Below are 26,753 nucleotides of genomic sequence, written 5' to 3'. Positions count from 1 at the left end.
GACACCAGACGACATGCCCCTGACCCTCATGGCCCCGTTCGACCAGACCGACACGCCGGACACGGCACTTCCCGTTCCCGCGCCAGCAAAGGCGAGACACCGCACCCTGCGCTCGGCGCTGGCCGATGGTTGCTACATTGCGCTGAGGTCCGCGACCTTCGTTGCCTCCTCCTACCTGATGGTGCTCGGCCTCCCGCTGGTCTTCGCCCTCGCGCTGTCGGGCGGCAATCCCGATGCGCTCTTCGCCCACCTCGCCAATCTCGCCGAGCGCTTCCTTGCTGCCGACCTCACCCGGCGCGCCGGCTTCCTCGGCGAGGTCAAGCTCACCGGGCTTGGCCTCGCCACGCTGGTCGTCGCCTGGCGGCTGCCGCGGTTCATCCGCGACGTCGAGCGCGAACTCTCGGGAGACAAGGCATGAGGAACATTTGGGCAACATCGCGCCTCAGCCAGGCGCTCGGCGGCGTCAATGCCTTCGGCGTGGCGGTCGGCATCGGCCTGCTCGCCCAGGCGCTCTGGGGCGTCTGGGCGACCGATCGCCTCCTCACCCTCGGGAAGCGTGAGGTGGTAACGGTCCAGCTGAGCCGGCTGATGAGCGACTTTATCGCGGAGGAGGCCCGCTCGGGGCGCCCGCCCGAGGAAACGCAGCTGCGCGTCCAGGCCTACCTCAAGGCCATCGAGGCCTCGACCCGGCAACTTGGCCGCGACGGGCGCACGGTGCTCGTCGCCGAGGCCGTGGTCGCCGGCCAAGCCTCGGACTTGACGCCGGCGGTGCGTGCCGATGTGGCGCGCCGGATGGGAGTGCTCGCCCGTGCCGCGCGCTAACCGCCTCCTTGGCTTGCCCGCGGCGCGCCGCCTCCTCCTGTGGAGCGGACTCGGCGCCGGCGCGCTCGCGCTCTCCGCGCTCGCGACCTTTGCCCGAGGGCACGCGCTGATGATCAACGTCAGCCCGAGCCTGCCCTACTGGGCGCTGTGGCTCGAACGGGGCCGTGTACCCGAGCGCGGCGACATCGTGCTGTTCGATCCCCCGATATCGCCGCTCGTGGTGCGGCATTTCGGGGCCAGGCCCAAGCCCTTCGGCAAGCGGGTGCTCGGGGTCCCGGGCGATGTCGTGACCGAGGAGAACCGGGTCTTCGCGATCAACGGCACGCCGGTCGCCACCGCAAAGCGCGTCTCTCGGCTCGGCGAGCCTCTGGCGCTTGGGCCCACCGGGCGGCTTCCGGCAGGCTGCTACTTCGTCGCGGGCGAGCACCCCGACAGCTTTGACAGTCGTTACGCTGCGATCGGCTGGATCTGCCGCCCCCGCGTCCTCGGAAGCGGGAGGCCGGTGCTGTGAGGCCGCTTGCCTTCCCGCTCTGCGCCACCGCGCTCGCCCTCCTCCTCGCGGACCATGCCGCAGCCCGCGACTACGGTCAGCAGGGCGCGGTCTGGCCGGTGATCGAGCCCGATCTCCTCCAGCAGATCCACGCCCGCCTGACCCGGCTCGAGGCGAGCGGCGAGACCGCGCGGCTCAATGAGGAGCTGAAGCGCCGCACCATCGCGCGGGTCAATCGCCCCGAACCGGTCGCCGACGTGAGCGCAGCGACCCTGGTCCGCCGCTGGCGCTTCGACCCCACCATCACCGCGCCGCGCGACATTGCCGATGACAAGGGCCGAGTGATCATTGCCGCGGGCACCCGGGTCAATCCGCTCGACACGGTGCCCCTGCGCGCGCCGCTCGTCTTCCTCGATGGCGACGATCCGCGCCAGCTTGGCTGGGCCCTGCGGCGCTACGGCCCCGACAAGGCCAAGCTCATCCTCGTGCGCGGCGCGCCGCTCGAGCTGATGAAGGCCCGCCAGCGGCGGTTCTATTTCGACCAGGGCGGCAGCCTCGTGAAGCACTTCGGCATCCGCGCGGTCCCCGCGACGGTCGAGCAGCAGGGCCGCGTCCTTCTCGTCACCGAACAGCCAGCCAGGGCCGGCGAAGGAGCCCCGTCATGAGTTTGAAGCGCCGCTTGCTCTCGACGCTTGCCTCCGGGCTCGCGCTCGCCGGTCTCGCCGCAGGCACGCCGGCCGAGGCCGCTGCCGGCCCCGGCCGCTGCACCGGCAAGTTCGTCAATCCGATCACCGACATCTGCTGGTCGTGCCTCTTTCCGATCTCGATCGGCGGGCTCAAGATCTGGCCCTCGAACCGCCCGGACACCGACAACCCCGACCTGCCGGTGTGCCTGTGCGGCCTGAGGCCCGGGATCGCGATGGGCTTCTGGGAGCCGGTTCGGCTTGCCGATGTCAGCATGAAGCCGTGGTGCTTCGTGAACCTCGACGGAATGAAGCTCGATCCGGGCTTCGACATCGGCTTCAAGACCATGGCCGGGCCCTCGGCCGTGGGCGGCAATGCCCAGTATGCCTCGCAGTGGCACGTCCACTGGTACGCCTACCCGCTGATCTACTGGATGGAGCTCGTCGCCGATTTCCTCTGCCTCGAGACCGGCTCGATCGACATCCTCTATATAACCGAGATCGACCCGCTGTGGCAGGACAGCGAGCTCACCGCGATCATCAACCCCGAGGCGGTGCTCTTCGCCAATCCGCTCGCGCTCGCGGCCTGCGCCGCCGACTGCGTCGCGGCGACCACGCGCCTCCCCAGCGATGCGCTGTTCTGGTGCGCGGGCTGCCAGGGGACGATGTATCCGCTGAACGGCAATGTTTCGGCGACGATCGGCCATGTCCAGGCCTCGCGCCTCGCGCTCGCCCGCTTCTCCTACAAGCTTCACCGCGAGCTCGTCTCGTGGGGGACGATGGGCAGCAAGGGCCTCTGCGGCAAGTACCTGATGCCGGTGATGCGCAAGCAGCAATACCGCTTCCAGGCGACGAACCCCAATCCGCAGACCAGGGGTCGCTACGCCTGCGCGCCGATCGGCGCATCCTCGACCTTCATGTCGCAAGGCCAGGTCTACCCCGCCATCGGCGAGGACATGGGCTACTTGGTCTGGCGCAAACGGAACTGCTGCGCGCTATGAGAAAGCTCTCCCAACTCCCTGCGATCACGGGGCTTTGCCTGGTGGCAGCCATGGCCGGTGCCTCGGCCCAGACCGCGGAAGGAGACCTCGACCTCGCCGCGATCCGCGCCCGCGCCGCCGCGGGAGCCACCGATGCCGACGCGCTGGCCCGGACCGCCCGCGAGCGCGCCGAAGCCCTCGCCAGCGAGGCCAGGACGAGCACTGCCGCCGCCGATGCCAATGGCCAGCGTTACACCCGCGCGGCGGCAGGCGCCGCCCGTAGCCCTTCCACCGACGACACCTTTGACTTCGATGGCATGGTCGCGGCGGCAGGTGCGGCGACGACTATGGACATGGGCGCAGCGCCGCGCTTCGTTGCCTTTGCCTCGCTCTCGATGCCGCCGGCGGCGCTGCGAGAGATGATCCGCGACGTGACCCGCGCCGGCGGCGTGGTCGCGCTGCGGGGCCTGCCAGGGAACAGCGCCAGGGCCCTCACCGCCGCACTCGCCAGGGTGGCGAGCCCGGGCGAGCCGCTCGGCAATGTGGGGATTGACCCGCGCCTATTCCGCGCCTTCGAGGTCGAGGCTGTGCCGACCTATGTCGTCGCAGCGAGCGACTTTGATCTCTGCGACGGGTTCGACTGCCGCGATGCCGTGCCGCCGCACGACCGGATGAGCGGCAATGTCAGCGCCGCCTATGCGCTAGGCACATTTGCCCACGGCGGCGGCCCAGGCGCACGGCTCGCCGCCCAGCACCTCGCCCGTCTCGAAAGCCCGCAGTCATGATCCCTCAGGCTCTCCGATCTGCGGGCTTCGGCGCCCTCCTGCTGGCCCTCGCCGCCCCGCTCGCCGCGCAGAGCACGACCGATGCCGCCAGGGCCGAGGGCAAGGCGTTCGGCCGCGACCGCGCCGCCGCGGCGCAGGCGGCAGCCACCACCGCTCCAGACGCGCGCCGGGTGCCAAACTTCGGGGGGACGCCTAGTGCCTCATCGAGCTACTTCGACGATCCCGAGCGGATGAGCCGCGAGGCAGCGAGCCAAGCCTCCAGCCATGCCGGCTACGAGGCGATGCGCAGCTCGATCGACCGGCGCGCGCGCTTCGCGCGGGTCGACCTCGATGCGACGATCGCGCGGGCCAAGCTCATCGGCACCGATCCCCTCGCCTACACGAGCGGCATGGGGGTTGGCGGCACCGAGGGGCGCTGCGTCCCGCTGCCTCCGGGGAGCGGCAGCGGCGCGCGCTACAAGGCGACCTGCAATGTCGGCTATGCCGTCGAGAGCGCCAGGCAGAGCTGCCAGGTCACGCTCCAGGCCTCGGTGCACATGGTCAGCGACTATCGCTACGACTGCCCACGCGGCGATCCCGACTGCGCCGGGCTGACGCTCGCCGGCTGCACGCTCACCGGCACCCATCCCGGGCGCTGCCTCCAGGGCTACCGCGATGGCAACCGCTTCGTCTGCACCGAGCCCGGCGAGCCGATCGCCGAGTACACCTGCCCGGCGGCGATCTCGGGCCTGACCCCGCTCAGCGTCACCACCCGCCAGATCGTCGACACGGCCCGCGACGAGAGTCCGTGCGCCGCCCTTGCGGCCGACACGAACTGCACGGCGCCCACCGAGACCTGCACCGACAGCGATCCGGTCACCCGGATCATCGGCGGCGCCTCGGTGACCCAGCCATGCTGGGCCTGGCGGCGTGACTACCTGTGCAACTGTCTCACCCCGGCGCAGGACTGCAGCGCGCTTGCCGCCACGCCCGGCTGCACGCTCGAGCGGGAATATTGCCTGACCGACGAGCAGCCCTGCCGCACCACCGAGCGGGTTTACGACTGCCCGGTGCCCGAGGGCCAGGCGAGCGCCAACCAGTTCATCTGCGACGGCGACGTCTACTGCATCGACGGCAGCTGCGAGACGATCCGCCGCGAGGCGAACGACGAGTTCAAGGATGCCGCGGTCGCGCTCAATGCCCTTGCCCAGGCGCGGCGCGAGTTCGATCCGGACAGCCTTACCCTGTTCCGCGGCACGCGCAATTCGTGTGCGTCGAAGGTCTTCGGCGTGCTCAACTGCTGCCGCGGCAAAGGCTTCCCGCTGATCCCTGGGATCCAGCTGCTGGTGGCGCTCGGCTGCAGCCGCGAGGAGATGCTGCTCCACCAGCGCGATGCGCAAGGCCTGTGTGCCTATGTCGGGACCTACTGCGCCTCGAGCGTCCTTGGCGTGTGCCTCACCAAGCGCAAGGTCTACTGCTGCTTTGAATCGAAGCTCGCGCGCATCCTCCAGGAGCAGGGCCGCAAGCAACTCGGCAAGCCCTGGGGCAATCCCAAGACCGAGCAATGCCTCGGCTTCACCATCGACGAGTTCGCCCGGCTCGACCTCAGCCAGATGGATTTCAGCGAGGTCTACGCCGAGTTTACGGACGCCGCGCGCCTCCCCGACGAACTCCAGGCCGTCACCGACATCCAGCAGAAGATCGAGGACTACTATGCCCGCGCCCGCCACTAGGGTCAGGCGGCTGATCGCCGCCGGCCTCCTCGCCGCCCACACCAGCCTCGGGGCCGCTCCTGCCTTCGCCCACGACCCAGCCGCCAGCCCGGCCGGGCCGCCGCAAGCAAGTGTGGCTTCGCAGGACCGGTTCTACTGCGCCGAACGCCGGCTCGGCTACTGGTTCTACTGCGAGCGGCCTAAATCCGCCGAACGCACGGCAGAGCAGGCGCCAGCCCTGAGCGCCACCAGCCGGCTCGACGCGATCACCGCGAGCCTGCGTGAGCTCAAGGCCCGGGCGATCCTCGAGCCGACGCCGGCCAATGTCACGGCCTACATCCGCTTCCAGCGCGAGCAGCTCGACCGCGCCTCGCTGTTCAGCGACGTCTGGCAGCGCGCGATCTGGCAGGATCCGGCCCTCGACTACACGCTGCAGCGGCCGGTCTCGACGCTCGGCAAGCGCCAATGGCAGGATGCCCGCAGCGCCGAGCGCGATGCCGCGATGGCCCACCTCGGCGAGCGCTATGGGCTCTTCTACTTCTTTGCCCAGAGCTGCGGCGCCTGCGAGGTCATGTCGCCGATTGTCGAGAGCGTGGCCGCGACCTGGCACCTCACGGTCCGCGCGATCTCCACCGACGGCGGGCCTTCGCGCCATTTCCGCAATTACACGGTCGAGACCAACCAGCGCGCGCGCATGGCGCTCGAGCCCAGGATCACCCCGGCGGTGGTGCTGTGGGACGCCGCGACGGGCCGCCCCATCCCGATCGGCTACGGCGTCATGAGCGCCGACGAGCTCCAGGACCGCATCTATCTCCTCACGACAAAGGAAGCCGGCCGTGACTACTAGGATGAAGCGTGCCCTCGCCGCCGTACTTGCCGCGGCCCTCCCCCTCACCAGCCTGTCGGCCGATGTCGGCAGCTCGATGGACTCGTTCCTGCGCGACGTCGGCGGCGCCGCCAACGTCAACGGGCCGACCGCCTTCCAGGGCCAGTCGGCGGGCTACTACAGCCTCGGCAATGTCTGGACCCGCTTTCCGCAAAAGACGACCGACATCGCCAACCTCCAGCTGCCGCGTGCCCGCGCCGGCTGCGGCGGCATCGACATTTTCGCGGGCTCGTTCAGCTTCATCAACGCGAGCGAGATCGTCGCCATGCTGAAGGCGGTCGCCAACAATGCGGTCGGCTTTGCTTTCAGTCTCGCGATCGACACGGTCTGCCCGGAATGCTCGAAGATCATGCAGGAGTTCAGCCAGAAGGCTCAGCTCATGAACAACCTCAACATCAACTCGTGCGAGATGGCTCAGGGACTGGTCGGCGGGATCTGGCCCAAGGGCGACCTCGCCGACAAGGCGATCTGCGAGGCGATCGGCAATGCCGAGGGGGTCTTCACCGACTATGCCGCGGCCAAGCATGGCTGCGGCACGAGGGGCCAGCGCGCCAGCACGACCGCGCGCGGCGCTGGCCAGTACGATGACGTCAACCCGGGCGTGCCGCGCAACTACACCTGGACGATACTCAGGAAGTCCGCGTTCTTCTCGCCGGGCGGCCGGTTCGACCAGGAACTCGCCGAATATGCGATGACCCTCTTGGGCACGATCATCTACGTGCCGCCCGGCGATAATGACCCGGGCAAGTTCGTGCCGGTGGCGGGCGATGCCTCGTCGACGCTCGTCACCTCACTGCTCGACGGGACCCAAACCGGCAATGTCCTGATCTTTGCCTGCGACGAACCCGAGAAGTGCCTCAATCCCGGGTTCAGGTCGCTGAGCCTGCCGGCCTCCAAGGCGCTGCGCCCGCGGGTCGCGGCGCTGCTCGCCGGCATGGCGCAGGCGATCCGCGCCGACACGCCAATTTCCGAGGCGCAGAAGGAGCTGCTCCAGGTCGCCTCGATCCCGCTCTACAAGATCCTGACCGTCCAGGCCGCCTACGGCCGGGGCATGCCGACCGACGACCGCGAGACCCTCGCCGAGATCGCCAGCGTCGACCTGCTCTTTGCCGTGCTCGACCGGATCGTCAGCGAGGCGGGCCGCTCGATGTCGAGCTTCATCGGCGCCGACGAGGCCAAGATCGCGATGTGGCAGGGTCAGGTCGGCCAGGTGCGCCAGGCGCTCGCCGACCGGCAGGCGAGCACGCACCTCAAGGTCAATGCCGTGCTCCAGATCATCGAGAAGACGGCCTTCATCGAGAACATGCTCGCCGCCTCGCTGTCGCCCGGCATGGCGGCCTCGCTCGACTGGTCGCGCGGCGTCCAGTCGCGCGGCCTCACCCACTGACAAGCATCACATTAGCCAAGCGGCGGAACGGACATGGTCGAGATCTTCACGGTTGGCGGCGGCGACTATCTGGTGAACGTGTTCCAAGCGGTCGCTGCCTGGACCGGCAACGGCGGCTACAAAAGCCTGCTCCAGGTGGTCATGGTGATGGGGCTCGGCCTGTCGGCCGTGACCCTCGCCTTCAACCAGGACTGGCGCGCCTGGATCAACTGGTTCCTCGGTGCGACGCTGATCTACTCGGCGCTGATGGTGCCGCGGATCGATGTCCATGTGACCGACCGCCTCAATCCGGGCCTCGCTCCGGCGAATGTCAGCAACGTGCCGCTCGGCCTTGCCCTGATGGCGAGCTTCACGAGCCAGGTCGGCGACTACCTGACGGGCTCGGCCGAGGTGGTGTTCGGCCTGCCGGGCGAGCTCACCTATTCCAGGAACGGCATGATCTATGGCGCGCGGCTCTACGATGCGACGCGGTCGCTGCGGATCTCCGACCCCGAGTTCGCCGCCAATCTCGACGAGCACTTCCGGCAATGCGTGTTCTACGACGTGCTGCTCGGTCGCTACTCGATGAAGGACCTCGCCGAGAGCGGCGACATCTGGACCACGATAGCACCCGGGAGCCAGGCCCGCGCCCAACGCTTCCTGACCCGCGATCAGGCGACGGGCCAGGTGAGCGCGAGCATCGTTACCTGCCGCGAGGCCTACCAGGCGCTGAATACGCAGTGGACCGGCCTCGCTGATGCCATGGGCACAGTCTTCGGCCGCCAGCTCTACCCGAACCAGACGGCCGCGCTCGCCAAGGCCAAGCTCTTTGCCGATCTCCCGATCGCCTACCACTACCTCACCGGTGTCTCGGCGAACGCGACGCAGATCTTCAAGCAGACGCTGACGATCAACGCGATGACCCAGGCCATGCATGCCATGTCGGCGAGCAGCGGCGCGGGGAACGTCGACGTCTATGCCCAGACCCGCGCCGACATCCAGACCGAGCGGACCTACGGCTCGATCGCGAACAGCGCCATGAAATGGGTGCCGCTCCTCAACATCGTGCTGACCGTGTTGTTCTACGCCCTCTTCCCGGTGCTGTTTCCTCTGTTCCTGCTGCCCAAGACCGGTCCGGCCGCGCTCAAGGGCTATGTCACCGGCTTCTTCTACCTTGCGGCCTGGGGGCCGCTTTTCGTGATCCTCCACATGATGCTGATGGCCAAGGGCGCTGCCGACATGACCGCGGCGACCGGCGGCAATGGGCTCAGCCTTGCAAGCTTCGCCGGCATGGCCGACGTCAACAGCGATATCGGCCTGCTCGCGGGCTACCTCATCGCCTCGGTGCCCTTCCTCGCGGGCGGCGTCGCCAAGGGGGCGATGGCGATCTCCCACCAGGCGACGAGCTACCTCAACCCCAGCCAGAACGCGGCAGAAGAGGCGGCCCGCGAGGCCAGTACGGGCAACGTTTCGCTCGGCAACACCAGTTTCGAGAACTCGAGCGTGCTCACCCGCCAGTTCGCGCAAGGCACGATCGCGCCGAGCTTCACCTACGGTGCGCCGCAGACCCGGACCGTCAGCGAGAACGGCGCCATGACCACCAGCTTCCCGCAAGGCAGCTACGATCAGATCCCCAATTCGAGCTATCCCTTCACCCCCTCGCTCGGCCAGGAGTTCACCGCCCGCCTCTCGACCATGGCGTCCGAGGCGCGCGCCAACAGCGAGAACTATGCCAACGTCGCGGCCCAATCGACCGCCAGCGCCGTAGCCAGGTTCCGCGAAATCCGGGACCAGTTCAGCAAGGGCAGCTCCTTCGAAAGCGCCAGCGGCACCTCGAAGTCCGACAGCATCCAGAGCGCGTTCAGCGAGGTCGACCAGGCCTCAGCCAGCCTGCAGCGGCAGTTCGGGCTATCTCGCCGGGCCGCCGATGACATCTCGACGGCTTGGTTCTTGGGCGGGGAAGCAGGCGTGAAGGCAGGTATCTCGAATGGCGTGCTGTCGGGCACCCTAGGGGCAAGAGGTGGCGGTACACGCACCTGGACCGACAGTGACGTCGGCGTCGCGTCTGAGGACCGCTCGCGGATCTTCGGCAGCCTTGCACAGATGTCCGATAACCGCAGCTGGTCGAGTACACGGGACGGTTTCCTTCGCTCGGTCAGCAGCTCATCCAGCAGTTCGGTTGCGAGCCGCGCGAGCGGGATGAGCACCTCGCTCACCGAGAGCCAGAGCTATGCAATGGAAGCGCGCCGCGCCGAGGAACTCGCCAACCGGCTGGAAAGCCAGGCCTCGTTCTTCTCCGGCAAGAGTTCGGCCGGCAGCCTCAACCTGTCCCAGGCCTACCGTGAGTGGGGCATGGCCGAGATCGACAGCAACCGGGATTTCTATGGCAATGCCCGGTTTGACGACGTAGGCTTCCAGCTCAGTCCGGAGGGGCAGGCGCTACAAGCCAAGTTCATTAGCAGCTACGCCGACCAGCTGCGCCAAGGGATCGAGGACAAACTCGTGCTGCACTCCGGGCAGCCGGTTACGAGGCCGGCGGTCACTGGTCCAGCCCAGGTGCGCGCCCGAGCGCCCGCTTCTGATGTAACAGTTGGCTCGATTAGCCAGGTCTCACCGGACGCCGTCGCCGCGGAGGTACAGCAAGCTCAATCACGTGGTCGCGGCCGGATCCGGGCCAACAAGGCTCCTCTGGAACGACTGACGACAGGGGCAAAGGGCGCGAGCTCAGAGGCGGCGGACGACGTGAAAAAGTGGTGACCTTCAGGTCACCACATGCCGAACGAAGCTCCAATGAGGTAGGCGAAAACCAGCACGATCGCGGACACACCTAGGATGGTGAGTTTGCGCCCCCACGGATCAGCCCAAGACTTCTTGATCCTGTACTCCATGAGCCGGTTGTCGCGAATGGCCTGATCGATTTCCGCAAGCCCCTCCCAGCGCTGGGTGTCGACTGCGTCATCACGTGTGTGTTTGTTTTGTTGCATGTGCCACCCATTGCTCGCCAATACGAGAACATAACAAAAACACTTTGGCTCCGAAACCCGATTTTTCCCAAAATCGGAGTAGTGCCAAAGCATCGTGGCGCCAAATCTGTGACGCAACCTTTGTCTACGCTGCCGGGCGATCCGCTCCTACGTTTTGTCGGGAGCGTATAGCGTATGAAGAGTGATGAGGTGATAGCTCGACATGAGCGAGCTGCTCAGAGTAAATGGCCCGTTCAGACCGGACCGCTGCATCCGTCGCTATCAATCCCAAGCCTGTGGGCTGTGCCTCAGCAGGCCGCTTGTCGCATTCGGAGGCTACAAGGGATAGGTGGGCAACTCATCTAGAATCATCTGAGCAGTATCTCTGGGGTTTAGCGCCAGATACAACTGGTCCACAGCCTTTGATGGCACGCCGCCTGCAAGAAGCGAAGTCATTGAGGCAGCCTTGTACCTACCAACCACATCAGCATTAGCGAACGTCTCAAGATGAGCGTGAAATCGAATAGCGGGCCCACGCAAGACGTACCCCAATATGTACTTCAACACATTCGCTTCAAACAAAGCCTGATAGAGCCTATCACTTCTGGTGCTAGTCTTCACCGCTATCGCAAAAAGAAAATGCCGGCCCTCCAATGACCCCTGTATCCCTCGCCAAGCTGTTTCAAGCTGCTCCTGGCTTGCTAACGTCAGATCTGGCAAAGGCGACATGAAAATCTCGAAGCCTGCAGGCATCGGATCCGGGATCCTCAAGCCCAAGATGTCAGGCGTGCTCAGCTTCAATTCGAGTCCACGCTTCTGCAGAGCGGTTTCAAAAGCAAAATACTCGGCACGGGCCGCTGGACTCAAAAGCTTGGTTGTATCTGCACCTCGCGCCATTTTGACAATCGCGACCTTTCTAGTCGGTGTCGGAACGGCGCCGTCGGGCTTGCGAAACACAGAGCTATCCCACAGCCCCGTATCCATAAACTTGTTCCAAGTTGCGGCCGCGTTCCACAATGCGGCCGCTTCCATCATCTCGTACACGTCGCCGTCGACTTTCGCGAGCTGCTGCTCAGAAAGGCGAAAAGCGCCTGGCCAAAGTAGGGCACCAGCCTCGCGTGTGTTCCTATACGCCTGCTGACGATAGTCTTTGAAAGCGCGGCCCGGGTCGGGGTCACTGTCGCTTCCAGGGACAAAGCTACCAAAAGCGCAGTCCATCACCCGGGCTTGCGTCACCTGAAACTCTGTCTTCCGTCCCTTTATGCCACCACCTCGGGTATCCACGAGGCAAGATTTTCCTGATGCATGGCAACCGGCACAGAAGGCGGCCTGAGCTTCGGCAGTCCCGTCCTCACCGAATTGAAACGGCATCTGCATTCTCCGCCGCTATGTCGCGCGCTGTAGCTACTAGGACGTCGAGTTCAAGGCCGAGAGCATGCGCCACTCGCTGAAGGCTTATCATCGTGGGATTGCGGCGGCCCTGCTCAATTTGACCGATGTATGTCCGATCCAGGTCCGCACGGCCGGCGAGTTCCTCCTGCGTTAGCCGCAAGACCTGTCGGTGCCTCCGGACTGCGTGGCCGATATGTGATGCGATATCCAAAGCGGCGATCCCCGTGCTCGGCGCCGAGAAACCACGTCTTCCGCCACACTTCCACGGACTATAAGTCCCAGCAGAACTCCGTACCAAACCTGCGTCACGCCATCCTGCTGAGCGTCCGCCCCAGCGTATTCGTCTTGAAAAATCGCGGATTTGCGTACCTTCATGAATTTGCTTGCAAGGCGTACCTGAATTGTTCTAGCTTCCCCGCAGCGTGTGTTGTCATATTTTTGGGACTTATAGACCCCTCAACACGCCGGTCCGAGGAGGCGATCTTGAGCTTAACGGCGGTTTCTTTGTTTTCGGGCTGCGGTGGTTTCTGCGAAGGAATTGAGCTCGCAGGATTCGACGTGAAGGTTGCAGTCGAATGGGACCGCTTCTCATGCGAGACGTATCGGTTTAACTTTCCAAAAACTCCCCTGTTTGAAGGGGACATTCATGATTTCCTGCCGCGTCACGGCGAGGACCACAGAGCCAAGTATAAGCTCAATAATGTCGATTTGGTGTTCGGGGGCCCCCCGTGCCAAGGGTTCAGCCAAATTGGGCCCCGTGATCTATTTGATGACCGCAATGAGCTTTACCAGCAATACGCTCGTATTGTGAATGATCTCAAACCTCGCTGTTTTCTGATGGAGAACGTTCCAAACATTCTTCTTATGAACAAGGGGCACTTCAGAGATGCCATTATTAGGCATTTCGCAAAAATGGGGTACTCAAACACCACCTTCGTGAAGGTTAGCGCAGCCGATTTCGGTGTACCGCAAACGCGAGAGCGCGTATTTTTCTTTGGCACGCGTGATGGTGAAGCAATGCCGATCGACATCAAGGCGTTCGCCCTTCACATTTTAGAAGGCTTGAAGGTTGATCGCCCCGTGACCGTTGCAGAAGCCATCGGTGACCTTCCCAGTGAAGTAGTCCCAAGTGGACGAACTATGCCATACCAGAAAGCGGCCAAGCCTTCTCCTTACCTTAAAGAGATGCGCTTGGATGAGCGCGGCAAAATTTATGGCACGGCCGCCAAGCGCCGCCGTGGACTTGGACCGAAGGACGAAGTCGTACTTCATAATCATCACACCAAGGAAATCCAAGAGAAGCGCAAGAAGCTCATTGCATTGCTCGCGCCCGGTGCAAAGGCAGACTCATTGCCTAAGGAAATTTGGAATGGCGCTCGACCAGAAAAGTGGCGCAGGCTACATCCCGATCTTCCGAGCTACACCATCCTTGCGCAAATGCATCGCGATCTCTCGGAATGGGTGCACCCTTCGGAGCAACGCTGGATCAGTGTGCGCGAAGCCGCTCGCCTTCAGAGCTTCCACGATGGCTTTGTATTCAGGTCTTCTGAATGGCAAATGCTGAAGCAGATTGGCAATGCCGTGCCCCCCTTGCTTGGCCGAGCTGTGGGCTTGATGGCGATGGCGCTGCTCAATTCCGCAGACAACGGAAGTTGTTCCTCACCAGCCTCACGCCAGGACAATCAGAAGCGCATGGCCACACACGCGTCGGCGTTGGTAAACGTTCTGGAGTCAGTTTAAAGAGGACGTGCCCAACACTAAAAAAGGGCACTCCTCAAGTATGCGGGAAACCCCAGCGCAGTCCGAAATTGAGCGATAAGTTCTTCGGGTGTTTTATTGACGGTAAATTGTACGTAGTTTTGGTGAACGAGGCTGTTCCTAATCTGACCTAGCTCTAAAAAGGCTCGGACCGCTTCATCGAATTCTTCATTATCTTTGAGATCTTGCGTGGCTTTCGTTTTAAAGTCCTCGCCTAGTAGAGCCCAAAACGGTCCTGGCTTCAATTTGTCCCAGTCAAAGTACGTGTGGTATTTTCGAGACACCACTTGCCTCATGATCATAGACGTGAGGATGGGGTCGCCGGCTGCCCTTCTGCGAGGAAGGTCTGTCAATATCTCAGTGATCTCGTGCTCAAAATAGCTCGCTATGGCCAGCACGAGACCGCGCGTAAAAGTTTCCGAAAAGTCCGCAGCAAATGAGACCTCCTGCCGTGCCATAAGGTACTGGTAAAGCTCGATGTGTCGGCCGTAGTATGCTTCGACAGAGGCAGAATCGGCCATAGCTCAAGCCAGCCCAAATACTGCTTGAGCGCGCTCGAATCTTTGTTGCACGAAGCTTGTCCGACCGACCCCGAACTGCGTTGCTGCGACGAATTTTTCGTCCGCTTTCAAAGCGGCAAGCATGCTGCCATCAATGGCACGAACATCAAGATTGTCATTCTCGCAAGCGCTAGAGCATAGCGCTCTGAATACTGCTTCGAAGACCGCAATATTAAAGCGGCCCGAGCCGGGCGTGGCAAAATCAGCAGCGGTCAACGTTTCTGCCGCCTTGAAGAAGGCACCGAAAAGCCGCTCCGCCAATTGTATCTTTTCCTTAGAAATGCTCCTTGCCTTTCGAGCAAACACATTCAAAAAGTTTGCCATTGGTTCTTTATAAGAAGTTCCATCAATCGTAAGTCCAATTACCCTAAGAAGAATCTCTAGATCTTTTTCATGTAAATCTGGTTCAGCCAATCCGATAAGCGAACGCCATTTCTGATTGATATTTACTCGGTGCAACATATCCGTGAATTCTGAATGATAAAGACTTGACCTTATTTCTTGAGGACGCAGATTAACACTGAGGTGGTGCCGGTTTTCTGGACAGGATGCTAAGCTAATCCCGACCTGATGGATTGGTACGGGAATGAAGACGACGAGAAAGCGCTACAGCGCCGATTTCAAGGCCAAGGTGGCGCTGGAGGCGATCCGGGGTGACCTGACGCTGGCGGAGCTGGCAGCCAAGCATGGCGTGCACCACACGATGATTGCGTCCTGGAAGCGGCAAGCCATTGATGGGATGGCAGGCACCTTTTCTGGGGCGGGCGATGTTGCCAGGGCTGCCAGCGAGAGCGAGGTGGAAAAACTGCACGCCAAGATCGGACAGCTGGTGGTGGAGCGGGATTTTTTAGCGAAAGCCTTCGGTCGATGAGCGTGGACCGGAGGCGGGCGATGGTCGAACCTGCTCACCACCGCCTGTCGATCTCGGCGCAGTGCCGCCTGCTGCGGATCAGCCGCTCATCGTTTTACTATGCCCCGGTGCCGGAAACGGACGAGACGCTGGCGCTGATGACGGTGATCGACGAGGTGTTCATGGAATGCCCATGGTATGGCAGCCGCCAGATGGCGCGGCATCTCCGCCGCAATGGCCGGGATGTTGGCCGTCGTCGGGTGCGGCGGCTCATGGCGAAGATGGGGCTGACACCGATCTACCAGCGACCCCGCACGAGCGATCCACACCCGCAGCATCGGGTCTATCCGTATCTTTTGCGCAAGCTGACGATCGAGCGGCCCAATCACGTGTGGTGCGCCGATGTGACCTACATCCCCATGCGTCGGGGGTTCCTCTACCTGGTAGCGATCATGGACTGGGCGACCCGCAAGGTCCTGGCCTGGCGACTGTCGAACACCATGGACGCCGGCTTCTGCGTTGCAGCGCTGGAGGAGGCGCTGGCTCGGTTCGGCAAGCCCGAGATCTTCAACACCGATCAAGGCAGCCAGTTTACGTCGTACGCCTTCACCAGCGTGCTGCGCGAGGCCGAGGTCCGCATCAGCATGGATGGCCGGGGCCGGTGGATGGACAATGTCTTCATCGAACGCCTCTGGCGATCCCTGAAGTACGAGTGCGTCTATCTCCACGCCTTCGAGACCGGATCGGAGCTGCGAACTGGCCTTGGCCGGTGGATCACCTACTACAACAACCAGCGTCCGCACTCGGGCCTCGCCGGGAGAACCCCACTCGAAGCCTATCGGCGGATCGGACAATCGGATCATGGGGGGCATGCCCCCCATGATCCGATGATCAAACAGGCGGCATAACGACAACCGGGATTAGCTTAACTCAGCCGCCAAACTGTCCAAGAAGGCGGAACCACCTCACACCGCCCGTATTTAGCCTATTGAATATTTCGAAGACTGAGCTATCTCTTTGTTCCTCAGGAGCAGTTTGCTTGACTACGACGTTACGGATAGTTCTCATCTCAAGAGTGGTCTTGTAATCATCTAGGGTCAGAGCATTTTTTCCGTGGAACTTCGAATTTGCACTACCTTGCTTAGAAGGAAGTGAAAGGTTGAATTTCTGGAAATAGGAATCATCCGCCATAATATTTTCTGGAATGCCACCTTCAGCATCCATAATGCGGCGAAGCGCTGGCCGCTTTTCACGGCGAGGAAACCGCCCCTTCATAAAGTAAAAAATGGACATTAGCCTTTGCTGTCCATCAATGACAAGGAAAGAATTCCTACTTTCTTCGTACAAAAATACTTGAGGTATAGGCAAGCCTATTAACAAAGATTCTATCAGGCGACTCGCTCTTCTGATGTCCCACACATAGTTTCTCTGAAATCCGGGAATTTTCACTGCACCGGACGCCACAAAATCTACGATGGTTCGTACATTGAAGTCATTTGGTGACGACGTTACATCATAATCAACAGTTCCAGTCTCAACCTCACCTGCTCCGTCGTCCTCAAACCAGCTGGAAGCGGCGACCTCCTCTTGGTTCTCTGCCGCAGTTTCTAGCTCTGCCTGTTGTTGCAGTGCTTCGTCGTTGATGGTCACAGGGTTCCCTCCGGTTTGTTCGCGTCTCTTCCGACAGACCTGCGGTACATGCAAGTGCGCCGTGCCCGCACGGATCATGCCGCTTACTGCACGCGTTCCCCGTCACTTCGTGCGCTCACACCCTCGCTTGCAGAAACCGCTTAACCCGCTCTTCCATCTTCCGCCGCGGCCGACGCCCATCGCGCAGATCCTTCACGAAACGGGGATCGCCGACGACACGCCGACCGAAGGTGCTGGGCGAGGTCCGGGTCTGTGCCAAGTATTGCTCGATCTGCTCCAGAAGCTCCATAGCCCAACCTCGCTTTGCGCTTGCGTTCCTGTTCTGTTCTTACTAGGAAGACCTCCTAGAGTCTAGGATCGATTTTCCTAGGCGTGCGCGATAGGATTGGCGATCATGGATGATCCACGCAAAACCCTCGATGAGCTGATCCTGCAGCGGGGCGCGAACTACTCCTCGATCTCGCGGATGCTCGGCCGCAACGTGACCTACATCCAGCAGTACATCCGCAAGGGCAGCCCGAAGTACCTCGACGAGAGCGACCGGAATCTGCTCGCACGGTTTTTCGGCGTCGACGAGCGCATCCTGGGCGCTCCGCCCCACCGCAGCGGACCGGTCGTCGAACTGGTCCAGGTCCCGGTTCTCGCGATCGAGGCGTCGGCGGGTCACGGGGCGCTTGCGGAAATGGAAGCCAAGTCCGCGCAATTCGGTTTCGACGAGAAGTGGCTGCGCCGTCTCACCACCAGCAAGGCTGCGAGCCTGTCGATCATCGCCGTCCACGGCGACTCGATGGAGCCCACGCTGCACAACGGCGACGAGGTCATGGTCGATCTCGGCGACGGCCAATCGCGACTGCGCGACGGAATTTACGTCCTGCGGATGGACGATATGCTGAGCGTCAAGCGGATTGCGATCGAGCCCCAGGGCAAACGGGTCTCAGTGCTGAGCGACAATCCCGCCTACCCGAGCTGGCGCGGGCTCGAGAAGCGGACGATCAACATCGTCGGCCGGGTGCTGTGGTTCGGCCGGGCGCTGTGAGCGGGCACGGCCGATGCTGACGCTCCTCGCCGCTGCCGCTGCCATCGTCCCTTGGGGCGAGACTTTCATATGCACGCCCACACGGGTCTGGGATGGTGATGGCCCGGTCTGGTGTGCCGAAGGCCCACACCTTCGGATCGCGGGCATCGCTGCCCGCGAAATGGACGGCACCTGCCGCTCCAACCAGCCCTGCCCCGCCGCCTCCGCCACCGAGGCACGCGATGCGCTGGTGAAACTCCTCGGCGGGGCGCGCGGCACGCTTGCGACCGGGCACGTCACGGTGAACGGGCCGCGCCTGACCTGCCGCTCCGAAGGCTCGGCCGGCGGGACGCGCACAGCAGCGTGGTGCCGCTTTCCGTCGGGTGCGGATCTGTCGTGCGCCATGATCAAGACCGGCACGGTGCTGCGCTGGGACCGCTACTGGAAAGGCGCCGCGTGCCGGTAGGCCGCGAGCTTCATCTGCAGGGCCGGCTGATGGAAGGCCCGAGCGGCCTCGTCCTCGCCTGCGACGGGGGACATTGGGAGCTCGAGGGCACGCGCCGCATCCGGCGCTTGATCGGACACGAGGTCGAGGTCACCGGGTGGCGCGCAGGCTTCAATGGTCTCAGCTGCGACCAGGTCTGGCTCGCGGGCACACCGCGCCCGCGCCGAAGCCGCATCCGATGGGACCTGCCGATCGCTGGCGCTCTTGCCGTTATCGGCATTGCGGCAAGCCTCTGGGGTGTCGTCTCCTCTTTTCGCTGATCGAGCGGCTGACGCTTCAGCGCGGGAGTCCTGCCCAAAGCTTCACCCCATCGGGGACAGGTCGCCAGGAAACAGACAGGGTTGCCCGCCAGCGGCCGCATAACCTTCGCTCTCGATCAGGAAGCCGCGCATGCGCTCGACGAGGTGTCGAGCCAGATCCATCCGGGCGCGGCGCTGTGCCCGGGGATCGTCGGCGTTGAGCCGAACAAGCGTGCGCTCGGGCGCCACCGCCAAGGCGACTTCGAGGTGCGTGAGCAGGATGTCATCGTCGATTCGCGTCATACACTTACGAGAACAAATATGGAACAAGGCGTCAACCGGCCGCATGGCAATGTGGGCGGAAAACGCGTGGCTAGATCCCGATCTCGAACGGACGGGTCATGGAGCGGTCGAGCTCTGGCGGCTTGCGCTCGCTGACGCCTGGCACCGCTCCCTTCGCCCGGCCTTCGGCCGCTGCCTCGCGCAGACGGTCGACGGTCTGGAGCGCCGAGCGCTTCATGCCCGGATTGCGCTCCACAGCGGTCTCGAGCCGCCCGGCATTGTCCACATAGAGCGTCAGCCCGTCGCGCAGCCGGGTGACCGTCACCAGGAAGGTCTGCTGGTTCGCGAGGTTGCGCTCGCGGCTGTCCATCACCGCAATGCCGCGGTCGGAGGTCAAGCCCTGCGCCATGTGGGCATTGAGGGCATAGGCAAGATCAAGCCGGAGCAGCATGGGGTCGTCGCGCTCGAGCCGGTGCTCGGTGCCGAGCGCGGTCCTGATGACCATGCCTGCCGTGTCTATGCCAAGGATCTCGGCCTGGTCGGCATTGAGCAGACCGCGGCTATGGTCGGTCGTCGTCCAGCGGATGCGGTCATGGGTGTAGACGTCGAGCTCGCGCTGCTCGAAGAGCCGCAGCGCGTCCTGCTCGCCCTGCGGTCGGAGCCTCCCCGGCCGGAACTCCACGGCCTTGCCCCGGCTGCTCGCCAGCATGACGCGGCCCTGTGCGACGTCGACCGAGACCACGCGGTACTCGCCCTCGGCAAGTCCTTGCCTGCGCTGACGCCGCGTTACTTCGACCACCATGCCGGGCGTATAGGTGCTCGCATAGCGCAGCTCCTCGCGGGTCACGTTGACCCGCGATAATGTGCTCAGCCGCATGGTCTCGGGCCCCAGTTCACCATTGGCCCTGAGCCCGGTCTGCACCGCCTCGTTGACGGCGCTGCGCAGATTGCGGCCTGAGGCATAGATCGCGGTTGCCACGCGCTCAGCCGGCGCGAGGGCGAGCCAGGCCGCAGCTGCCGCGACCGCGGCATCGTTCCCGGCCTCGATGACCTGGGATCCAAGGTGGGCCATGGCCTCCTCGATCCGCCCCTCCTGGGCGGCCTGTTGGGCCGCCCTGAGTGCCTTGTCCCGGGCCCTCAAGTTGGTGTCCATGACCGCCGTCTCGACGCCCGCCTGCTGCATGATATCGAAGGGTTTGCCCGCATCGACCGCACCCAGCTGCTTGCGGTCGCCGATGCTGGCAAAACGGCCGAGCTCGAGGAGATTGGCGAGGCGCACGAGCTTTTCCTTGTCGGCATTGCCGACCATCGAGGCCTCGTCGAGCAGCACGACGGTGCCGCGCATTCCGGCACGGGCCTCGGCGAGACGGCCCGGATCGGTGCCGTCGAGCAGGTCGCGGTGCTGGCGCAGGAAGCGGGCCACCGTCATCGACGGAATGCCCGTATCGCGCTCGAGCATCTGGACCAGCGTGTTCTGCACCGCGAGCCCCAGCACCGCGCGTCCCTCCTCCCTCAGGATATCGGCGACAGGCTTGAGGACCGTGCTCTTGCCTGCCCCGGCGACCCCCTGGATGGCGACGATCCGGTTATAGGAGGCGAGGAGCAGCCGCCCCGCCCCTTCCTGTCCGGCGTTGAGGGTCAGGCCGTACTTGAGCTGCGACAGCGCCTGCAGCCGTTCGCCGGCGAGCGCGGCCGGAACGATCGCCGGAGCGAGGCCGCGGCCACCATCCACTTCACCGAGAATGCACTGCTCGAGCCCGATCGCATCGCGGGTCGTCAGAAGTTCGCGGTCGGCGCCCTTGCCCTGTTCCAGATGGCCCTGACGCAGCAGCTGATCGACGCGGCGTTCGATCTGGGCCAGCGAGGTCGGCAGCCCGAAACCGAGCGCTGTCCGGTAGACGTCGGTGCGGGTGAACGCCGCCTCGCGCTCAGCGAGGTGGCGCACGGCCGAGGCGACGGCATGGATCGCGGCAACCTCCTCGGGGCCGCGGTGGCCAAGCCGTGAGGGGATCAGCGGATCACCCTCGCGCAGGCCAAGTCGCTCGGCAAAGGCCTCGGCAAGGGCCCGACCCTGCCGCGCCAATGCGCTCACCGATGCCTTGATCCCGGCCACTCTTCCGATGTCCTGCGCGGCCCGCGCATTGGCCCTGGCGATGACCGCGGCCGGATCAAACCCGAGCTTGGCCGAGGTCTCCTGCCACTGCCGGGTCAGCGCGTCACGGTCTTCGACCCGCGCCTTGTCCGCGCGCGTTACGAGCGTTGCCTTGTCGAGGATAGTCGGGCCCGAGTAGTCCATCTGCGCAGCAGCTTCGAGGATCTCCGCACGCCGGGAGCTGAACGCCTCGCGGACCTCCTTCGGCACGCCGACGGCCTCGAAATTGCCGTGCTTGCCGAACTCGCCGACCTCGTAACCGAGCTTCTCCACCTCCAGCCTGAAACGCGCCATGGTCATGGCGTTGAGGAGGGTGTTGCTCTCCCACAGCTTGTCGTTGCGCAGGGCCCGCCACTTGCCGTCGGGACCCTGGGTGACATTGGCGACCACCGCATGGATGTGGGCATTGGGCTCCTGGTTGCGGTTGGTGTCGTGCTGGAAGAGCGCCACGGCGAGGTTACCGGTGGCAACCACGCGCTCCCGCCCGCGGATCTCCATGCGGGTCTCGGCGAGGTTCTTTTCCGCCCAGCGCAACGTCTCGCGCACCGCGCCCGCGTAGGCCTCGAGGATCCGCTTGTCGCCGCCCACGAGCGCCAGAACCGACCAGCTTTTGGGCAGGGAGAACGTGAGGTCCGTGCCGGCCCGGTGGGGCCGCCCTTCGCTGCCGACCTGGCTGCCATCGGGCAGGAAACCCTTGAGCAGCGCCTCGAACGCGCGGGTCTCGACTGTCCCGGTGAGCCCCAGCGCGGCTGCCCCCTTGCCCAGCCACTCCCCGGACCGATCGGCATCGGCCCGGGTGTAGTAGTTGTCGGCGGCGAAGTAGTTGGCCGCGCCGCCAGCGGTGCGGACATTGGCTACCGAAAGCATCGCTCGTCTCCTGGCTGCGCGAGATCACGCCGCCCCTGCGGCTACATCTCGAAGTCGCCGACTTCTGGCCCGGTGAACGGCGCCTCGTGCTCTCCGGGAAGGCCGTCCTCGAGCATCAGCTTGCGCGCCTCGGCACCGACCGGCGCTGCGGGCTGATCGCGGCCTTGCTGCTCTGGGCGCGGCAGCGCGTCAGGGGAACCGGACTCAGCGTTCTGCGCCGCCATGCCGTTCTGTCCCCCACCCGCCTCTGCCTTCTCGCCAGTTGGCAGCCCTGCAGGCAGCAACGTCCGGCCGAGCGCGTCAGCGCTCTGCGAAGTGGCTGCCATGGGAGCATCCGGCTGCCCCTCGGCGGGCGCGCTCAACCGTGCTGCCGCAGGCCGCTGGGAGGCGTTCGCAGGCAGACTGTCCTGACGCTCCGGAGGGCTGGTCTTTCCCGGTTCCGCCGCCTTGCGGCGCCCCTTGCCGGAGGTGCCATGCGGTCGCTCGACCTCTGCCTTCCCGGCCTCATCGAGCGCCAGCTCGCCCTGCTTGGGGACCACGGGCTTGCCTGCCCCGTCGTCGTTTGCCGAAGGGTGCTCGCTGGCAGAAGCCGCCGCTTGGCCCGCTGCTTCGGCCACCGTATCCAAGGGTTCGGACGGAGCCGGCAGGACCGGCTCATTAACCCGCGCAATGAAGGTCTCGGCGCGGCGCGGCCGGTCGACAGGGATCAGTCTCACCGGCGCGGCAGGAAAGCCGTCGGGGAACTTGATGTACCCCGAGAGCCGTGGAAGGTTCATCAGCTGGTCGGGCAGCAGCAGCGGCTCAATGTGCTTCCTCGGTGTCAGGCTCACCGCGTCACGGGCGTTGTTGTAGCCGTAGGTATAGCCCTCCTCCATGTCGCGCACCTGGCGGTGACCAATGAAGTCCGAGCACCAGGTCGCGGTCTCCCGGTCGGCGGTACCTAGGATCAGCTTGGTGCGGGCGAGCGAGGCGAGCGTCATCGCCATGTTCTCGCCGTAGACCTCCTTGAGCTTGGCATAGGCGTGGAGCCCGAGGACGATCGCACCGCCGAAGTTGCGGGCGGTCTGCAGCCCCTTTTCGAGGGCCGGCAGGCGGTGCAGCGCGCCCAGCTCGTCGACGAAGAACCAGCACTTGAGATCGCGGGTGCGGGGCATGGTCATCAGCGTGTTCATCGCCGTGTCGAGCCAGAGCGTGAGGAGCTGGGCGCAGACGCTCATGTCGACATACCGTGCGGAGATGAACAGGATCGAGCCCCGGCCCTGCCCCGTTTCAGTGGCAGTCCCGCTGCCTGCCTCGATCCACTCGCGGACCGAGAAACGCGGTCCAGAGGTGGGCAGGAGTTTCAGCGCCTTGGCATTGACGTTGAACACCGCACGGATCGATTCCGCCATGCGTGCAGCTTCCGGCGCGGTCAGTGGATCGGCGATCGTCCCGCGCATCATGGCGTGGACACGGGTGAGGTCCGCGGTCATCAGCTCGCGGGCGAGCGCCTCGTTGGTGCCTCGCCCTTCGCTGACCAGCTTGAGGCAGAACTCGACGAAAAGCGCACGCGCCGCGATGACCCAGAACTGCGCCTCTCCGCCTCCGTCATGCGGTACCAGGGCATCGGCCGCGGCCCAGAACTCGCCCTCCGAGCGGCATTCATCGAAGAGGCTCCACTGGGGGCAGCGAGCGTCCAGGGGATTGAGGATGACGTCGCAGTGGGCGGTGTGGAAGTGCTCGATGAAGGCGCCGGTGAGATCGAAGACGACGCAGCGCTGCCCCTTGGCCCGCGCCTCGGCGATCATGTCGGAAATGGCCACGGTCTTGCCCATGCCGGTGGTCCCGATCAGCATGGCGTGGCTCTGCTCGAGCCGCCAGGGATAGGTCACCCTCGCGAGGTGCGAGGGCTGGTAGGGGAAGACCTTGGCGATCTCGCTCGGCAGGCTGAGGCGCCACTTCCAGCCCATCGCGGAGACGAGCTCGCGCTTGCGCTCGCGGCGGTTGTGCGCGGTCAGTTCCTCGACCAGTTCGGGGAGCGTGACGAGCAGCGCGCCGCGCTCGTGCTGACGTTCCTTCGAGCGGCCGCCGAACCGCTCGGCGAACCAGTAGAACACGGCAAAGGCCGGGACGAGCAGGAGCGCGGAGCGCCACAGCGCGGAGCCGAGGAGGTTCGTCAGCTTGGTCCAGGCCTGGACCACCGGGGTATAGTGGTCGAGCCGCGCAACGGGGAACTGGATGGTCCCGCCGTAGGCGGTCTGGAGCGCGATCTGCTTGGCCGGATCGAACTCCATGTAGCGGTAGATCGAGCCGTAGATCCGAATCCAGACGAGATAGGTTTCGTGATCGCTGAGCCCCCGCGACAGGGTCCACCACGAGGTCCAGGAAATCACCAGGATGGCGACGATCAGCGGCCCCTTGAGGCCTGCGGCGAACATGAAGCTGAAGTGGCCGAGAAGCTGGCTGCCGCGGGTGAAGTTGACGAGATTACGCCTCATCGGAGCCTCCCTCGCCGGCAGACGACAGGCCTAGCTCCTTGCACTTGCGCGCATAGGCCTGGTGCGCGCGACCGCGCAGGGCGTGGTCCGGATGACCGGCGAGCAGGGCATCGATGCCGACCATCAGGAAGACCGAGCGGCGGGCAATGCGCTCGATCGTGGCCTCGATCCGGACGGCGGGATCATCGCCGTCACAGGCCCTGACGACGAGCGCGCGGACCCACTCGCTCATGCTGACGCCCTGGGCCTGGGCGGCCTGGCGAACCAGCGCGCTGAGCTCGCTGGAGATGTAGACCTGGAGACAGATTGGCCGTGTCATGCACGGACTCCTTGTGTTGAGGAGCCCGGTTCACACTGCGAAAGGCAAGGTCGAAGCTACGTCACTTGTTGGAACATGTCAAGAACATGCAATGCCGCGGATTTCCTCAGTTGTGCCGCCCTGTGAGGTCACAACGCCGTCACTCCCACGCCTCAAGTCATTTCTGACGGAGAAGTTGCCATTCGGGCAGCAGGTAACGAAACCGCGGCAAATCAGCGATTTATCAAGCCCGAACACCTGCGACCCGTCGCGTAGGGTGTGCCCCCCTGTCCCCTCCTGCGCGGCCAGGACCCCGTATCGCAACCTGTCACGGTCGGAGCGTGTTGCCGTCCCTTGCCGCGGGCTTCAGCGCCTCGCCGAGCACCCGAGGCGAGACCGCTCCGCAAGACCGAACTGGCGATCCGATAGAGCCCGTTAGCCCCCGGGCGCCGAGCACGAGAAAAGGAGGAAGCCCTGATGGACTTCCTCCTTGGCGGTTGGCTCAGAATTCATCGTCGAGCCGGCCTGGCACCGTGTCGATCACCCGGTCCAGCATGGCCTGCGGCAGGGCGCCGTAGTCCCCTTCGTCGACCGCGATGTACCCGCCCTCCTCGTCGGCCAGGATGTACTGCGTGTAGTAGCTGTGAAAGGACCGGGCATGGGCCTGGTCCAGGGCTGCCACGAAGGCTGCCTGATCTGCCTTGAGACCCATGGGAGCAATGTTCAGCGCAGCGGGCATGGTCGTTCCTCCTGATGTTCGATGCGTCGCATCAGGAGCTGCTCAGGATGGTGGCGACGGGCTGGGTCAGGGACCGCGAAGCGGCCGCGAAGCGGCGATGGGGGTCACGATTTTTTCGGGGCTTGCCCCGCAAAAATGGTGGGGCCCCGTCGTCCTTGACGCAGCCCCAAAGCCGGCATCACGCTTGGACTTTCTGCGAGAGAGACCTCTTACAACGTCTGCGGCAAAGCGCTGAAGCCTGCCGCACAAACCATTTTCCTACACGGGCCCGCCCTGCGAGATTTCCGCGCGGAGGGGACCCACGGCCAGCACAAAGGATACCCCATGGCCAGGTCCAAACCGACAGCGCGCGAGGCGCTGAGGAAACTGCGTGAACAGCGCGCCCAGCTCGAAACCGAGGAGGCGCGCCTCAGGCAAGAGGCCGCGACTGACTTGGGCAAGCTCCTCGTCGAGTGCGGCGGCGAGACGATCGAGCCGGCGCATCTGGTGCGCATCGTCCGCGCAGCGATGGCGCTCGGGATTGAGGAAACGCTGAAGCGCATTGGCCCCGCTTAAGCCACCGGTGGCGACGGCAAGGGGCTCGATGCCCTGCGCCGCCGCATCGCCCCTTGAGCACAGAAAAAGCCCCGGCGGCGTGAGCCACCGGGGCCTTGTTGCGGCCAGGGGAGGTCTTACTCCTCGTCGATGTCCGGGGCGTCTTCGTTGCTGCCCGAGCGGCCCTTGGTGAGGAAATCGACCTTGTCGGCGATGATCTCGCAGCCGTAGCGCTTGGTGCCGGTCTGATCCTCCCATTGGGTGTAGTGGAGGCGCCCCTCGACCGTTACGAGCTGGCCCTTGCTGCAGTACCTGGCGACATTCGCTCCGAGCCCGTTGAAGCAGGTCACCCGGTGGAACTCGCTGTCTTTGGCAGTGTAGCCGTTCTCGTCCTTGTAGGTCTTGCCATCCTTGCGTGCGGGCCGGTCGGTGACGACCGAAATCGAGGTGATGCTGGTCCCACCGGTGGTGGTGCGGGTTTCGGGGTCGCGAGCGATGCGGCCGACGAGGATAACGAGGTTGGTCATGGGTCTTCTCCTGATCGAGCATTCCGGGTCCATCCCGGCTGCAAACCCGAGCAGAAGCGCCCCGCGGCGAAGCGCACCGAAGGGGAACCCCACCGGGTCCGGGTGGTGCGGGCAGCCGGGCACCCCGCATCGCGCCGAAAAGTGGGAACCGGTTTTCGGCACCGGCGATGCGCAGGAACGTGCCCGGCAACTCGGCCGGACCTGGTGCGGGTTGCGCGTCTTGACGGGGGTGATTCAGGGAC

General features: G+C 64.5%; 28 protein-coding genes. 16 read left to right on the top strand and 12 right to left on the bottom strand.

Translation table 11 applies throughout. The annotated features are described in order from the left end of the window. Positions 1–13: 13 nt before the first annotated feature. From H7F53_RS03645 to H7F53_RS03600, 10 genes are read left to right on the top strand one after another with little or no spacing between them, the layout of a single operon-like run. Positions 14–418: a hypothetical protein gene (locus H7F53_RS03645; RefSeq protein WP_185678106.1), complete on the top strand. Its 405-nt coding sequence runs from the start codon at positions 14–16 to the stop codon at positions 416–418. Beyond that, entirely contained in the window at positions 415–822 is a 408-nt protein-coding gene (locus tag H7F53_RS03640) for a TrbI F-type domain-containing protein (RefSeq protein ID WP_185678105.1), read from the top strand. Before H7F53_RS03645 ends, H7F53_RS03640 begins: the two co-directional genes overlap by 4 nt. Continuing rightward, positions 809–1,333: a S26 family signal peptidase gene (locus H7F53_RS03635; RefSeq protein ID WP_343061886.1), complete on the top strand. Its 525-nt coding sequence runs from the start codon at positions 809–811 to the stop codon at positions 1,331–1,333. Before H7F53_RS03640 ends, H7F53_RS03635 begins: the two co-directional genes overlap by 14 nt. Continuing rightward, positions 1,330–1,977 (top strand): type-F conjugative transfer system protein TraW, encoded by a 648-nt coding sequence (gene traW / locus H7F53_RS03630; protein ID WP_185678103.1) that lies wholly within the window; start codon positions 1,330–1,332, stop codon positions 1,975–1,977. Before H7F53_RS03635 ends, traW begins: the two co-directional genes overlap by 4 nt. Further along, entirely contained in the window at positions 1,974–2,996 is a 1,023-nt protein-coding gene (gene traU, locus H7F53_RS03625) for a conjugal transfer pilus assembly protein TraU (protein WP_185678102.1), read from the top strand. The genes traW and traU overlap by 4 nt, the downstream gene beginning before the upstream one ends. Further along, positions 2,993–3,760: a type-F conjugative transfer system pilin assembly protein TrbC gene (gene trbC / locus H7F53_RS03620; RefSeq protein WP_185678101.1), complete on the top strand. Its 768-nt coding sequence runs from the start codon at positions 2,993–2,995 to the stop codon at positions 3,758–3,760. Before traU ends, trbC begins: the two co-directional genes overlap by 4 nt. Then, on the top strand, positions 3,757–5,472 hold the full coding sequence (locus tag H7F53_RS03615; RefSeq protein ID WP_185678100.1) for a conjugal transfer protein TraN: 1,716 nt from the start codon (positions 3,757–3,759) through the stop codon (positions 5,470–5,472). Before trbC ends, H7F53_RS03615 begins: the two co-directional genes overlap by 4 nt. Then, entirely contained in the window at positions 5,453–6,298 is an 846-nt protein-coding gene (locus H7F53_RS03610; protein WP_185678099.1) for a conjugal transfer protein TraF, read from the top strand. Before H7F53_RS03615 ends, H7F53_RS03610 begins: the two co-directional genes overlap by 20 nt. 1 nt (position 6,299) lies before the next feature. Next, the gene (locus H7F53_RS03605; RefSeq protein ID WP_185678141.1) at positions 6,300–7,724 is read left to right on the top strand and encodes a conjugal transfer protein TraH; all 1,425 of its coding nucleotides are present in this window, start codon (positions 6,300–6,302) and stop codon (positions 7,722–7,724) included. Between the two features lie 33 nt (positions 7,725–7,757). After that, positions 7,758–10,460 (top strand): conjugal transfer protein TraG N-terminal domain-containing protein, encoded by a 2,703-nt coding sequence (locus tag H7F53_RS03600; RefSeq protein WP_185678098.1) that lies wholly within the window; start codon positions 7,758–7,760, stop codon positions 10,458–10,460. Positions 10,461–10,468: 8 nt separating this feature from the next. Here H7F53_RS03600 and H7F53_RS03595 read toward each other — a convergent pair whose 3' ends face one another. The 3 genes from H7F53_RS03595 to H7F53_RS17970 form a co-directional block, all read right to left on the bottom strand. After that, positions 10,469–10,687 (bottom strand): hypothetical protein, encoded by a 219-nt coding sequence (locus H7F53_RS03595; RefSeq protein ID WP_185678097.1) that lies wholly within the window; start codon positions 10,685–10,687, stop codon positions 10,469–10,471. A gap of 315 nt (positions 10,688–11,002) precedes the next feature. Beyond that, positions 11,003–12,037, bottom strand: a complete 1,035-nt coding sequence (locus tag H7F53_RS03590) for a Cfr10I/Bse634I family restriction endonuclease (RefSeq protein WP_221773543.1) — start codon at positions 12,035–12,037, stop codon at positions 11,003–11,005. After that, complete coding sequence (locus tag H7F53_RS17970) at positions 12,018–12,269, bottom strand: helix-turn-helix domain-containing protein (RefSeq protein WP_221773542.1); 252 nt, start codon at positions 12,267–12,269, stop codon at positions 12,018–12,020. Before H7F53_RS17970 ends, H7F53_RS03590 begins: the two co-directional genes overlap by 20 nt. 272 nt (positions 12,270–12,541) lie before the next feature. Between H7F53_RS17970 and H7F53_RS03580 the strand changes: the two genes are divergently transcribed. After that, on the top strand, positions 12,542–13,798 hold the full coding sequence (locus tag H7F53_RS03580) for a DNA cytosine methyltransferase (RefSeq protein WP_246438456.1): 1,257 nt from the start codon (positions 12,542–12,544) through the stop codon (positions 13,796–13,798). Positions 13,799–13,815: 17 nt separating this feature from the next. Here the strand turns inward: H7F53_RS03580 and H7F53_RS03575 are convergent, their stop codons facing one another. Continuing rightward, positions 13,816–14,337 (bottom strand): HEPN domain-containing protein, encoded by a 522-nt coding sequence (locus H7F53_RS03575; protein WP_185678095.1) that lies wholly within the window; start codon positions 14,335–14,337, stop codon positions 13,816–13,818. Positions 14,338–14,340: 3 nt separating this feature from the next. Continuing rightward, positions 14,341–14,838: a hypothetical protein gene (locus tag H7F53_RS03570; RefSeq protein ID WP_185678094.1), complete on the bottom strand. Its 498-nt coding sequence runs from the start codon at positions 14,836–14,838 to the stop codon at positions 14,341–14,343. Between the two features lie 124 nt (positions 14,839–14,962). Between H7F53_RS03570 and H7F53_RS03565 the strand changes: the two genes are divergently transcribed. Continuing rightward, a protein-coding gene (locus H7F53_RS03565; RefSeq protein ID WP_185678093.1) for an IS3 family transposase occupies positions 14,963–16,134 on the top strand; the annotation gives its coding sequence in 2 pieces (ribosomal slippage) (positions 14,963–15,227 and positions 15,227–16,134; 1,173 coding nt in all). A 22-nt stretch (positions 16,135–16,156) separates the two neighbouring features. Here the strand turns inward: H7F53_RS03565 and H7F53_RS03560 are convergent. Further along, positions 16,157–16,876: a GmrSD restriction endonuclease domain-containing protein gene (locus H7F53_RS03560; RefSeq protein ID WP_221773541.1), complete on the bottom strand. Its 720-nt coding sequence runs from the start codon at positions 16,874–16,876 to the stop codon at positions 16,157–16,159. A 394-nt stretch (positions 16,877–17,270) separates the two neighbouring features. Here H7F53_RS03560 and H7F53_RS03555 point away from each other — a divergent pair, with 394 nt between their 5' ends. The 3 genes from H7F53_RS03555 to H7F53_RS03545 are packed head-to-tail and all read left to right on the top strand — an operon-like array spanning position 17,271 to position 18,656. Beyond that, positions 17,271–17,912 (top strand): S24 family peptidase, encoded by a 642-nt coding sequence (locus H7F53_RS03555; protein ID WP_185678091.1) that lies wholly within the window; start codon positions 17,271–17,273, stop codon positions 17,910–17,912. A gap of 13 nt (positions 17,913–17,925) precedes the next feature. Next, on the top strand, positions 17,926–18,357 hold the full coding sequence (locus H7F53_RS03550) for a hypothetical protein (protein ID WP_185678090.1): 432 nt from the start codon (positions 17,926–17,928) through the stop codon (positions 18,355–18,357). Next, positions 18,348–18,656 carry a DUF5818 domain-containing protein gene (locus H7F53_RS03545; RefSeq protein WP_343061883.1) on the top strand — a complete coding sequence of 103 codons (309 nt, stop codon included), beginning with the start codon at positions 18,348–18,350 and terminating at the stop codon, positions 18,654–18,656. Before H7F53_RS03550 ends, H7F53_RS03545 begins: the two co-directional genes overlap by 10 nt. A gap of 42 nt (positions 18,657–18,698) precedes the next feature. Here H7F53_RS03545 and H7F53_RS03540 read toward each other — a convergent pair whose 3' ends face one another. From H7F53_RS03540 to H7F53_RS03520, 5 genes are all read right to left on the bottom strand, one after another. Next, entirely contained in the window at positions 18,699–18,938 is a 240-nt protein-coding gene (locus H7F53_RS03540; protein WP_185678089.1) for a hypothetical protein, read from the bottom strand. Between the two features lie 70 nt (positions 18,939–19,008). Beyond that, positions 19,009–21,936, bottom strand: a complete 2,928-nt coding sequence (mobF, locus tag H7F53_RS03535; RefSeq protein ID WP_185678088.1) for a MobF family relaxase — start codon at positions 21,934–21,936, stop codon at positions 19,009–19,011. 41 nt (positions 21,937–21,977) lie between these two features. Beyond that, a complete protein-coding gene (locus H7F53_RS03530; protein WP_185678087.1) occupies positions 21,978–24,413 on the bottom strand; it encodes a type IV secretion system DNA-binding domain-containing protein in 2,436 nt (811 codons plus the stop codon). Further along, positions 24,403–24,732: a hypothetical protein gene (locus tag H7F53_RS03525; RefSeq protein ID WP_185678086.1), complete on the bottom strand. Its 330-nt coding sequence runs from the start codon at positions 24,730–24,732 to the stop codon at positions 24,403–24,405. The genes H7F53_RS03530 and H7F53_RS03525 overlap by 11 nt, the downstream gene beginning before the upstream one ends. Before the next feature lie 481 nt (positions 24,733–25,213). Further along, entirely contained in the window at positions 25,214–25,450 is a 237-nt protein-coding gene (locus tag H7F53_RS03520; RefSeq protein WP_185678085.1) for a hypothetical protein, read from the bottom strand. Between the two features lie 324 nt (positions 25,451–25,774). Here H7F53_RS03520 and H7F53_RS03515 point away from each other — a divergent pair, with 324 nt between their 5' ends. Continuing rightward, positions 25,775–26,005, top strand: coding sequence for a DUF6437 family protein (locus H7F53_RS03515; protein WP_185678084.1), 231 nt, complete (start codon positions 25,775–25,777; stop codon positions 26,003–26,005). Positions 26,006–26,121: 116 nt separating this feature from the next. Here the strand turns inward: H7F53_RS03515 and H7F53_RS03510 are convergent, their stop codons facing one another. Next, positions 26,122–26,511, bottom strand: a complete 390-nt coding sequence (locus tag H7F53_RS03510; RefSeq protein ID WP_185678083.1) for a single-stranded DNA-binding protein — start codon at positions 26,509–26,511, stop codon at positions 26,122–26,124. Positions 26,512–26,753: the final 242 nt, after the last annotated feature.

Origin of the sequence: Novosphingobium piscinae (genome assembly GCF_014230355.1) — a bacterium.
Classification (GTDB): domain Bacteria; phylum Pseudomonadota; class Alphaproteobacteria; order Sphingomonadales; family Sphingomonadaceae; genus Novosphingobium; species Novosphingobium piscinae.
The sequence above is the reverse complement of the archived record's forward strand: the minus strand, read 5'-3'. Positions and strand labels throughout refer to the sequence as shown.